Origin of the sequence: Novosphingobium sp. CECT 9465 (genome assembly GCF_920987055.1) — a bacterium.
Classification (GTDB): domain Bacteria; phylum Pseudomonadota; class Alphaproteobacteria; order Sphingomonadales; family Sphingomonadaceae; genus Novosphingobium.
Genome location: NZ_CAKLBX010000002.1, coordinates 58,297 through 69,648 on the forward strand (window position 1 = coordinate 58,297; position 11,352 = coordinate 69,648).

The following is an 11,352-nucleotide window of genomic DNA, read 5'->3' on the forward strand; positions in this document are numbered from 1 at the left end:
ACGGCAGCATTGTCCCACTCCTCGCCATTCCATGCTGCACAGATGGATCATACCAAGAGGAAAACCGTGGGGCGTTAGGGCTCAACCGGGAAAGTCGGCATCGATGGCTCCGGCATAGCTGCTCCACATGCTCGAAACAGTGCTCTGATGACAGACGGCGCTGCCTCTATCGGAATAAACGCCCGGGTACGAAACGAGATGATTTCCGTGAAACAGCCGATGCTCTTGAGCCAAGGCAGCTGATCGACAGGCGCCCTGACGATTTCGTAGCGCTGCTCGCCTGCCACGCGCGACCATCTGATGGTCGCCTCGAACGGCTGCTTGATAGGGACTGTCCGGCCTTCGCCGAGCGCCTTGATGATCGTATCCGGGGTTAGTTCAACGGTGGAGGCAATGTCGAACTTCTCGAGCAGCTTCGCCACATCGAGTTCGTGGACCATGCGGCCGAGCCAGCTTCTGCCCTCCTCGTCGACGATCCGCCGAACCTCCAGATAGTCGATAGGCAGGCTCGACCAGATCGGCAGGAGAAGTCCGGTCGCAAGGTACACGGTCTCTGTCGTTAGCCGTTCGGCAAGCTCCGCAACCTCGCTTTGCCACAGCTTCTCGAAAGTCCGGCGCGGAGCTTCTTCCCAGGCCGATTCCGCAAGGTCATCGAAGTGGTGGTATTCGCGCCGGAGCGGACGGTGGAGGATAACCCGCCTGATTAATTCGCCCTGTTCGGTCATGAAGTGCCGCGAAGGTTCGGCCAGGGCTGCTTTCCCGCTCTTGGTGTTTTGGAGCAGAATGCAGCCGTCAGCGTAGTCGCGGCGATCAAGGACACGCTCAAGGGAGATCGGCCGTGCTCTCGTCTTGAGAGCCAGCTGCAGCAAATGCGACGTGGCACCGGTTCGCTCGTCGGTCCGCAAGACTATGTCTTCGACAACCTCGGCCTGTTCGACCCGCAGGGTCTCGACGCCAACATCGAGCGAACCGGCCTCGCGCGCAGCCGACACCCGCGCTTCGACCAACCCCAGAAATTCTTCGAAGATCGCATTCTGCATTCCGATCGGCAGCGCAAGGATGCGGTTGAGCCAACGCTGGATTGGCGGAAGGTCCTCTTCGAGAACACCATCTTCGGAGACAATCTTGAGCCCGCTCCGGCGCTGGAAATCGATCAGCGTTGCGCTCTTGAGCTTGCCGTGTGCCAGCAAGGCAAACCAGGTCGAGAGAGCCGCCTTGGCATATTCGCTTTCGAGATTGTCGGCAGGGTCAAACAGGTTCTGGCCGCCAGTCTGGCGTTGGCCTCGCGTCAGCGCCCCCAAGCTGTCGAGCCTGCGCGCAATGGTGCTTGTGAACCGCAGTTCCCCCTTGCAGTTCGTGGTCACAGGCCGGAACAGCGGTGTGTTGGCTTGATGGGTCCGGTGCGTTCGACCCAGCCCCTGGATGGCGCGGTCGGCTCGCCATCCCGGCTCAAGCAGGAAGTGGATGCGCCGCTTCTGGCAAGCTGCATCAAGGCTGGCGTGGTAGGACCGTCCGGTGCCGCCCGCATCGCTGAAGACAAGGATCGGCTTCCTGCCATCCATGAAATGGTCGGTCTCGGACTGGTTTGTCCGCGGCGAGCGGGTCTCGAGACGCTGCTGGCCGTCGCTTTGGGTTATGAGCCGCTTGCTGCGCCCGGTCACCTCGGCGACCTTCTCCGGTCCGTAGTGCTCGATGATCCCGTCCAGCGCTGGCTTGATCGGCGGCATGGCACACAAGTGCTCGATCATCTCGCCGCGGCGGGCGATCGCAGTCTGGTTGTGGACTGGACGGCCTTCCTCATCGAACATAGGTGTCGAGCGCTGGGTGCCGGTATCATCAACGAATACCTGCATCTGTTGCGTGGGGAAGGCGCGCTCAAGGTACTCAATCACCGCGTCGAGCGGGCTGAGATCGAGGTCGAGTTCCGCGCGCTCTTCTGGCGAGAGGCTGTCGAGACGGCGATCGAGGATGCTTTCGGCGGTCGAAACCAGTTGGACCACAACCACCTCGTCGCGATCCAGATGGAGATTGATGGCAGCAATCAGCGTGGGCAGCTTCATCGACAGCAGCAGCTGGTTGAAGAACCGCTGCTTGGTGCTTTCAAACCGGCTTCGCGCTGCGGCTTTCGCACCGCTGTTGAGCGTTGTGCCGTCGATTTCGTCGACGACGCCGGTCAACTCCAGCGCCTCCTCAAGGTTCTGATGGATGATAGCCCAAGCGTCGGCATAAGTGTCGTAGACGGCGATCTGTTCGGCGGTCAGATCATGTTTCAGGATCTCGTATTCGACGCCTGCAAAGCTAAGCGCGCGCGCCTGATAGAGGCCCAGTGCCTTGAGGTCCCGCGACACGAGTTCCATCGCAGCGATGCCCCCTGCCCTGATCTGGCTGATGAAATCTTCCCTGTTGGCAAACGCAGTACCGGGCCCCCACAGACCGAGGCGTACGGCATAGGCAAGGTTGTTGACCTCCGAGGCCCCAGTCGCAGAGGCGTAGAGAACCCGGGCATCGGGCAGATTGTTTTGCAGCAGCACGCCGGCGATGCCCTGCAGCGATCCGCTTTTCGTGCCGCGGGCGCCCTCGCCCCCTGCAACACCGCCCATCTCGTGGCTCTCATCGAAGGCGATGACACCGTCGAAATCCTCGCCGGCCCAATCGAGCAGCTGCTTCAGGCGCGTGGCGTCCTGACGCTGGCTACGAAGGGTCGGGTAAGTGACGAACAGGATCCCTTCGCGAAACGGAACGGCCTGATCGATCTTCCAGTTGGAAAGCGGCTGAATGTCGGCCGCAAGGCCCCCGATGGCGCTCCAGTCGCGGCGCGCGTCTTCGAGCAGGCTTTCGTTCTTCGAGACCCAGATGGCCTTGCGGCGTCCGGCAAGCCAGCCATCAAGGATGCAGGCGGCGATCTGTCTGCCCTTCCCTGCCCCCGTGCCATCACCGAGGAAATAGCCCTTGCGGTAGGCGCGTCCATGCTCGCCCAGCTGCAGGCCTACACCCTCTTCAGCCGGAACGAACAGGCCAGGCAAATGCTGCTGCCACGCGTTCCCGGCATAGATGACAGTTTCGATCTGGGCCTCGGAGAGCAGGCTTTCCTGCAAGACCCGATCCTGCAGCGCCGGGACATAATCCGGGACAGGTGCCGGGATTGATCCCATGGCCACGCTTTCGACGAGCGGCGTCGGATGCTCGCGTGCACCAACAATGTCGACCCGGCTTGGCCGGTAGGGGATGTAGACCCCGCTTTGCTCACCGAGCACGCGCGGCTTGTCCAAGGTACTGAACGCCAGCGCTGCGATTTTGGGGGCTTGGGCGGCCCTTGCTTTGACGGGCTTTGTGATCGGCGTTGCCCGCATGGCTTTGAAGAGCGCACCCGGCTTTGCGTTCGGCGGCACCGCGCGCGGTTCGCAGTCGGGCTGGATTGTCACGCGTTTGATGATTGGAACCGCAGACGCGACGTCTGCAACTGTCTCCCGCGCCAAAACTGGAGGTCTGATCTGCCCCGGGATCTTGTCGATCACGTACATGCGCACGGCCACGCTGGTGCCCTGCTTGTGATAGCATTTATCGAGCCGGATGGATGTGCGGACCGTGCAAGAGGCAAAGGTGTCTTCGTAGATTTTCGCAAGCTTTGCGCTCGTCGTGAACCAGTCCGGCATGATCGCGACGATCCGTCCTCCTTGCCTGAGGCGCGTTATGGCAGCGCGCAGGTGACGCACCGCTGCGAACTCGTCTGCCCCTCGCCCCATTGACCTAGAGAACGGTGGGTTCATCAGGATCAGGCTTGGCTGCACAGCCGCGTCGAGATGCGAAGCCAGCATGGCTCCATCGATCCCTGTTGTGGTGGCCTGGGGGAACAGCAGAACCAGCTTCTCACGCCTGCGCGGATCGATTTCGTTGAGGTGCAATGCGCTGATATCGGGTAAAGTTGCCACAAGAGCGCCATGTCCGGCGCTCGGTTCAAGAACGATATCGGTTGCGAGCGGTTGCGCCAAAATCACGGCCAGGCTTGCGAGGTCTGCGGGCGTCGAGAATTGCTGGTACTTGATCTGGTCTTCACTTCTGACCGTATGCGTCGGCAGTGCATCGATAAGCGCACTGATCTCCGAAATCTGGGTCAGCATCTGAGGTTTGTTCAGCAGTCCGGCCATGTGGCGCGTCAAGGCTGCCTCGAGCAGGTCAAAAGCGTCCCTCTGGCTCCAGGTGCCGTTTGCGGAGCCCTCCCCGTAGAGCTGGCGCATTGTCTCAAACAGGCGTTGCTTGTTCGCTAGTCCGGTGGCGATGGCGTGCTGGATTTCAGTGATTGCTGCGTCCAGCTTCTGGCTGGATTGCTCAAAAAGGTCGGTCACGGTCTGCTCCTGATGCTGAACCGCATCAGGCCTTCCCCCTCCCCTTTCGTTTGGGCGGGACGGGTTCATGATCGTTCCCAAGCTCTGCAAGGACAGCGCCAACCACTTTCCGTGCGCAGGCTGTACCGAGTTGGATTGCAGAATAGGAAGCCGCATCTCCACGACCTACGACAAGATGCGCCTCTCAGTTTTCGGAATTAGGGAATGGTACCAGCTTTGTGATATCGGTTTGACTTTTACGGATGGAAATGGTCATAAAACGCTAACTGGGTCGCGGAATTGTGATTCATCGAAAGGCTGGCGCATGACCTATACCGTGAACACACTGCGAAACATGACTAGATCGTGCGAGATGATGCGTGATCGGGTCAAGGCCGTAGTGTTCAAACCGGATGATCGGAAGGTGCTCGACATCACCTTTGGGCCAACGGCGGCGGCGGAATTGGTCGGAAGAACGCCTGAAGCGCTTGCCAAGGCAGAGAAGGAAGGACGTCTCGCGCCTCCCAAGCAGCTCACCAATGGCCGCCGCTATTACACACTTGAAGACCTTACTCATATTCGCAAGGCGCTGAACATTCATCCGGGCAAGCTCGCCCATGAAAACGCGGTCGTAGTTGCAGTGCAGAATTTCAAGGGTGGCGTTGGCAAGAGTACTATTACCAAGCATTTTGCCGATTTTCTTGCCCTCAATGGGTACAGCGTGCTCGTGATCGATTGTGATCCGCAGGCCTCAACGACCACGATGTTCGACATTCAGCCCGAAACGTTAATTGATGACCAAGAATCATTGGGCAACTTTTTGTCGCCCCGCAGCACTTTCGATGATTTCAGCAAGGCTATCCGGGACACGGCATGGCCCACAATCAAAATAGTGCCATCAAGCCTTGGCCTGCAGGATGCAGAGTGGGACCTCACGGCGACGCTCACGGAGGGCGGGCAAGCGGTGCGCGAGGGACTTCAGCGTCTGCGGATTGGCATCGACAGTATTATCAAGGACTTCGATGTCGTTTTGCTCGATCCGCCGCCGGCGATGGGGTTTTTGGGTCTCAATGTAATGGCGGCCGCAACAGGCATGCTCATTCCTGTTCCTGCCCGGCAGCTCGACTACCTCTCGACCATCCACTTCATGGACACGATCGCCGAGAACATCGAGATCCTTGAGGCGCACGGAACACCCGTTGATTATGGGTTCATTCGTGTTGTCTGCTCAGCTTACACCCCGAGCAAGCCCGGTGAGGCCGACATGTGGAAGATGATGAAGGCCACCTATGCCAATTATCTTCTGAATCAGCCCATCCTTGCCTCGGAAGAAATCAAGAATGCGACTCAAGCCTTCCGATCAATCTACGAAAGCAAGCCATCGGCAGCTCACGCAACTTATCAGCGCTGCAGGGACAATCTCAATGCAGTCTTTGGCGAAATTCTGAACGAGATACACGAACAGTGGCCGTCCAAAAGCATTTCGCGACGGTCATCTAACACGGCGGGGAGTGTTGCAGCATGAGCCGTCGTTCATTGATTGGCGAGGCCCTCGCCTCCCCTGCCCCAGACCAACCCTCTGCCCCCGAAGCAAAAGAAGCTACAGGGGCAGCTGCATCGCGCAATTTCACAACACGTCGGCTTGAAGGCTTCACGGAAGCAGCGCGGATGGTCAAGCGCCCTACCATCCGGCTCAAGCCAGCAGAATGTTTGATCTGGCCGGGGAACGCCCGTGACTACGAACGGCTCACCGAGCCCCGTTTGCGTTCTCTGATTGAATCGATCCAGGCAGAGAATGGGAACCGCATCCCAGTAGTCGTGCGTCGAAAGCAGCAAGGTGAGCAGCAATATGAGCTGATCATCGGCACCAGGCGCCACTGGGCTGTCGCGTGGCTCAACGCGAATCACTATCCGGACATCGAACTCGTCGCGATCATCGAAGATCTCGATGACGAAGCTGCGTTCCGCCTTGCTGACATCGAGAACCGCGAAAGGGAAGACATCTCAGACCTGGAGCGCGGTTTGAACTACAAGGCGGCAGTCGATACTTATTACGATGGCCTTCAGGCCCGGCTTGCCGAACGCGTGAAGATTTCGAAATCCACTCTCGCTCGGTACATTGGCCTAACAGAGATTCCGCAAACAATCGTAAGCGCATTTGCCTCGCCAATGGAACTTCAGGTCCGGTACGGTGACAAGCTTCTTCCAGCCATACGCAACCCATCGCTGCGCCCCAGAATGGAGGAAGCAGCAAAGCAAATCGCTGCGGAACAAAGTTTCCGGCAATCGGGAGACGAAGAGCCAATTTCCGGCCCTCAGGTTGTTATCCGTCTGCTCAAGGCAGTTTCAGGCAGGCCTGGCCGTGTCCAGAAAGCCGTAATTGAAGCCGCAGGATCGTCCATTGGTGTCATCGAAAAAGATCGTGCACGAGGACTCACGATAACGATCAACCCCACTGATTTGAGCGCTGACGAAATCCTCGATGCATTGCGCCCTCTGATTGAGAAGGCGAAGATTCTAAAAAGGCCTGCCCGATGAAGGAGGGTTGCGAACCCACCTATGGCCATGTCTTCACCACTCTAAAAATGTGGTTTTTATCGTTTTTTTACATATACTTAACTAACCCCTCCCACATGTGGGACAGTGGCAGATTTAATGGGCGAAGAACGTGAGCGAGCCAGAGCAGTCCTCCTCTGGCCGCCGAGTGCAGTTCGAGATGTTCTTCACGCTGCCTGATTTCAGCGATATCTCGCTGCGGGACTATCAGGAGACCATGCAGCGCCCTTTCTTCAGTCTTTCGAAGAAGAAACGCCTGAAACCCATTGAGTACCTCAGTCCGGATAAGTCCGTCACCGTGCATGTGTCAGCCAACCCAGCCTATGGCATGGCGACCATCTGGGATGCAGATATCATGATCTATCTGGCGTCCCACCTCAACGAACTGCGCGAGCGGGGAGACAACGACCTGTCGCCGACCATTAGGGTTCAACCTGGCGATCTTCTCAAGCGAATCTGCTGGGGTGTAAGTGGGCGCGCCTATGAGCGTCTGATCGCAGCCCTTGATCGTCTTCAGGCCACGACGATCAAGACGAACATCCGAGCGAACTCTAAATCCCGCGAGACCACATTTTCGTGGATCGATAGCTATACTCATCTCGTTGATGAACGAACCCAGCGTTCGCTCGGAATGGAAATCACGCTTTCCAAGTGGTTCTTCGACGGCGTCATGGACAAGCGAAATGTCCTTGCGATCTCGCCTTTGTATTTCGAGATAACGAGTGGACTCGGGAAATGGCTCTACCGCGCAGCTCGCAAGCACGCTGGTGGCAATGGTCCGGAAGGTTTCACGATTGGCTTCGAAACTCTTCATCAGAAAAGTGGTAGCGAGAGCTCCCTGCCCTCGTTCAAGAATAAAATTCTCGAACTGGCGCGAGCCAATAACCTCCCGGATATCAGTCTGGAAGTCATTGGGGCAGAGACACCGCGTCCAAAGCTGAAGATGGTGATGCGTCGCCATCTCGAAAAGCCTTCCGGGAAAACCGGCGAAAGTGGCTCTGTCACCACGGAGAGCAGAGCACAGCGCAGTCAGCAGGCATCTCTCCCAAAGGCCTCCAAGGTCAGCCCTCCGCAGGAATTCGTTGATCCTGCCCTCGTGCGCAAACTCCTTGCAACAACGAGTGCGAGCCTGCGCCCCGAACAACAAGCCGATGCTTCAGCAGAAATGGCCAACAACGCAAGCCAATCTCAGTCACGACGAAGGGGAGGGGGGGCTCAGGACACACTCGATCCCGAAATCTATCAGGCCATCCGTGCTGAATGTCCTGGTTGGGATCTCGATGCCCTGATGCGGCAATTCGATTCCTTTCTGAACAGCAATCCGCATGAGTTGCCAAGGAACTACTCGAAACGGTTCTACGGCTTCATTAAGAAGCACCATGAGCGCAATAAGCATACGCTTCCCGGCTTTTAAAGGGCGCGCACTTCTGCAGGACCGGTTATGAGCGCCCGGGGCTAGTGCAGCTGCCGCTCTGCTAGACCTGGTGACGGTCTACGGCGGGCATCGCGATTTATCGTAAAGATAAGAACAGCGCCGTGAAGCGCCACCGCTAACGAACGTGTTTTCGGGAATCACTTCGCTTCGCCTATCCAATCAGCAAACTATGTCTGCGTTCGGCACCTGCTGAGGAATCGCTAACAAGGCCAAGAGCACCGGCTTTGAAACTCCGACCATGCTTCAGCTGGTCATCTTTGACCGAAATCAGCCATCTAACGTGCAAATGTCGAACCTACTGGCAGATTGCCTAAGCCTCCACTTCGGGCACTGCTTCCAAGAAGCGCGACGGGTCAGCCGACAAGCCGGGGGAAAATAACCCCTCCAAAGCCATTCCCGAAAACACGTTCGACCGGAGATACCGCATTTCCGAAAACACGTTCGTTTCAGCCTAAGGCCAAATGGCGATCAGAAAGTTTGGGATCGGCGCATCATATATGAATCGGAACGCTAACTGATCCTCTGGCCTCACGCTCTGAGCCGCGCTTTCAAAGTTATCAACAGGGCGGGAGGGTGGCGAACGTGTGATCGGGCATCAGATGACGTGTTATTAGAATCTGGCTGTCGTGCTATCAGAAACCGAACGTCGTGTTTTCAGATTCGGCATAGCCACCCCGACTCGCGAGAAATCAGGAGTTTGCATGCTAATCGCGAGCAGGTAACCTCTTAACCTTAGAATCTAAATCCCCTAACGTTTCGCCTGCGGCGGATTTGTTATTGATTTGATTCAGGATTAAGGAAGGCCGACATATCCCTGTGGAATGACCGCTTTGCGTGCGACGCGGTCATTCCACAGGGATAGCGGCTCCGCAGATTAGCGCTGGTCAGAGCCTCAAGATCGATTCCCTGAATCACGATAGGGACCTGTGATTCAAAATTCCGATTGGCCTAACTCCCCGTGGCTATCGCATACTCCTCCGCATGTTAGAGGATGAACAAAGGGAATGTTAGATTTGGCTAGAAGCCAAATATCCTGCTCTCAATGTTGCAAGGCGCTACGTTATATCTCGAAGCCAGGACCTGTTCGGGGTTTCGATCGTCGAACTGACTTGGGGCAGGATAGGCACGCGAGGGCAGGGCAAGCGGTTGTCGTTTGCGGACGCTGCTGACGCTGCTGACGCAGAACACTTTATCGCTGGCCTCCTGCGCCGCCGGGCAAGCGCAACACGACGGATTGGTGTTCCCTACCGCGAAGTGCATCGTACCTAAGGCTTGGTATCTCCATTCTCGTCAGTGGCGTACCGGAAAGATCGAGTTGTCGGCGGGTCGCAAACGTACGAGATCCAGTTGCTCAAGAGTTGACACTGCCAACGACGCAGTGCGTTTTGTTACACCAAGCGCACGCGCCAGTTCTGCGCGGGTGAGGGGACCAAGTCCCCTGATGACAAGCCAGGCCTGTGGCGCAGTCGACGAAGCATTTCGATCAGCGAGCACTGCATCACCCCGCGCCAATGCGCCATGCAAAGTGTAGAGATCATCCGCGGCATGATCGCAGGCAGTCCCGAGTGCCGACTGCAGTAGGGCGGGAAGGGGATCTTCCTGTATCTCCCGAAACAGCGCACACGGCAGAACCCCTGCGAGCGCGATGGGGGGCGAACCAAGCCCGAACAGGTGTGGGCGCATGGCGACGGCCAGCGATGCGGCCCACGCAGCTCCACGCGGCGCTGGGCGGGTGATTGCGATCCCCTCGAACTCGACGATCTCGCTGCCGCCTTCCAGAAAATCGATCTCCTTGGTCCGCAACACTGCGATCAAGTCGAGCAGGGTGGCCACGGGGTCATCGCTGGGAAGCAGTGCATCAAGGCGGTCCAGCGCGACATCGGCGGGGGCAAAGGCGCTGGAGAAACTCTCTGTGCTGTTTTTGGCGGCAAGTGCCATTCGGGCAGCTGCAGCAAGGGCAGGGGATGCGCGCCGGACGATTGTCACGCGACAAAGTTTCCAACATCGGGTGTAAACTATTGAATTAAAGTCATATTCTCGCGATAAAGTGACAGTCAAATATGACGCACAAAAGATTCTGCTTTCAACGGTGGTCAAAACAAACGACAGTCTGCGCGGCCGAAAGAGAGGGAAATTTCCCTATGATCGAACGCAAACCGCCAAGAATGGCAGCGTATTCGGAAGCTGCGCTAACGCGCGGCGCGGACCTCTATCAAACTTTCCGCAAATTGGTTCCGCTGGACGCGCCGCTGGCGGCCGACGTTGTTTCTGTCATTGCCCGGGAAACTGGCTTGGGCGAGCGGCGAATTCGGGAGTTGGCGCGGCGCTATCGCAGCAAGCCCATTGCCGAGAGCCTGGCCTCACGGCCGCGCGGTCCAAAGCCAGGAAGTAGACAAGCGCCGCCAGAGGTCCTCGTGGCGATCGATGGCCTCATTGAAGAAATCGTTCTGACGAAAGTGCCGCTCAGTGTTCGGGAAGCGGCGCAGCAGGTGCGTTATTTGCTGATCGCCGATAATGGCGACTACGGCTTCGATCCCGGGATCGTTCCAAGTTTTCGAACGATCGAGCGGATAATCGGGGAGATAAGCGAGCCGCAGAAGGCTCGTTTCATGGGTTCGAAACGGCGTACCGCCCACGAGGCGCACCCGGGGGAATACCACAGCGATGGTTTGCTCGATGTGGTCCAGATGGATCACACCCCCGCCGACGTCATACTTGTCGACAGCACACACCGTATGGCTCTGGGCCGACCGTGGGTGACCTTGCTCATCGACGTCTGGAGCCGATGCATTCTCGGCTTCTACGTGAGTTTTGGGGCACCTTCGATTTTTCGATGCGGACGGGCAATCGCCAATGCTCTGTTGCCGAAACAGCCGTTGCTCGAGAGTCTCGGTCTCGAAATCGAATATCCAATGCATGGTTTTTTCAGGAAGTTGCATGCCGATCACGCCGGATCTCATCGCGCGGAAGTTTTTAGAAGCGCTTGCAAGACTTATGGCATCGATCCGGACGTCCGCCCACGTGGTCCGGCGCATTATG

The 11,352-nt window shown here is 57.6% G+C and carries 7 protein-coding genes; 4 read left to right on the forward strand and 3 right to left on the reverse strand.

All coding sequences use genetic code 11. The annotated features are described in order from the left end of the window. Positions 1-74 precede the first annotated feature (74 nt). Positions 75-4,343: a strawberry notch family protein gene (locus LUA85_RS18585; RefSeq protein ID WP_231471966.1), complete on the reverse strand. Its 4,269-nt coding sequence runs from the start codon at positions 4,341-4,343 to the stop codon at positions 75-77. A 304-nt stretch (positions 4,344-4,647) separates the two neighbouring features. On the opposite strand from LUA85_RS18585, the gene LUA85_RS18590 reads away from it, so the two are divergent. The 4 genes from LUA85_RS18590 to LUA85_RS18605 all read left to right on the forward strand — a co-directional run bounded on the left by LUA85_RS18590 (position 4,648) and on the right by LUA85_RS18605 (position 9,582). Beyond that, positions 4,648-5,847, forward strand: coding sequence for an AAA family ATPase (locus LUA85_RS18590; protein WP_371823739.1), 1,200 nt, complete (start codon positions 4,648-4,650; stop codon positions 5,845-5,847). Continuing rightward, positions 5,844-6,860 carry a ParB/RepB/Spo0J family partition protein gene (locus LUA85_RS18595; protein WP_231471968.1) on the forward strand — a complete coding sequence of 339 codons (1,017 nt, stop codon included), beginning with the start codon at positions 5,844-5,846 and terminating at the stop codon, positions 6,858-6,860. Before LUA85_RS18590 ends, LUA85_RS18595 begins: the two co-directional genes overlap by 4 nt. 178 nt (positions 6,861-7,038) lie before the next feature. Continuing rightward, on the forward strand, positions 7,039-8,292 hold the full coding sequence (locus LUA85_RS18600; protein ID WP_371823740.1) for a replication initiator protein A: 1,254 nt from the start codon (positions 7,039-7,041) through the stop codon (positions 8,290-8,292). 1,032 nt (positions 8,293-9,324) lie between these two features. Next, positions 9,325-9,582: a WGR domain-containing protein gene (locus LUA85_RS18605; protein ID WP_256448285.1), complete on the forward strand. Its 258-nt coding sequence runs from the start codon at positions 9,325-9,327 to the stop codon at positions 9,580-9,582. 21 nt (positions 9,583-9,603) lie between these two features. Here the strand turns inward: LUA85_RS18605 and LUA85_RS18610 are convergent, their stop codons facing one another. Both LUA85_RS18610 and LUA85_RS18615 read right to left on the reverse strand, forming a co-directional pair. Further along, complete coding sequence (locus LUA85_RS18610) at positions 9,604-10,251, reverse strand: helix-turn-helix domain-containing protein (protein ID WP_231471970.1); 648 nt, start codon at positions 10,249-10,251, stop codon at positions 9,604-9,606. A 422-nt stretch (positions 10,252-10,673) separates the two neighbouring features. After that, positions 10,674-11,348, reverse strand: coding sequence for a hypothetical protein (locus LUA85_RS18615; protein WP_231471608.1), 675 nt, complete (start codon positions 11,346-11,348; stop codon positions 10,674-10,676). Between the last annotated feature and the right edge of the window lie 4 nt (positions 11,349-11,352).

Coding starts and splice junctions, on each gene's coding strand:
- LUA85_RS18590 (WP_371823739.1), top strand. CDS start 4,648: ATGACCTATACCGTGAACACACTGCGAAACATGACTAGATCGTGCGAG.
- LUA85_RS18595 (WP_231471968.1), top strand. CDS start 5,844: ATGAGCCGTCGTTCATTGATTGGCGAGGCCCTCGCCTCCCCTGCCCCA.
- LUA85_RS18600 (WP_371823740.1), top strand. CDS start 7,039: ATGTTCTTCACGCTGCCTGATTTCAGCGATATCTCGCTGCGGGACTAT.
- LUA85_RS18610 (WP_231471970.1), bottom strand. CDS start 10,251: ATGGCACTTGCCGCCAAAAACAGCACAGAGAGTTTCTCCAGCGCCTTT.
- LUA85_RS18615 (WP_231471608.1), bottom strand. CDS start 11,348: ATGCGCCGGACCACGTGGGCGGACGTCCGGATCGATGCCATAAGTCTT.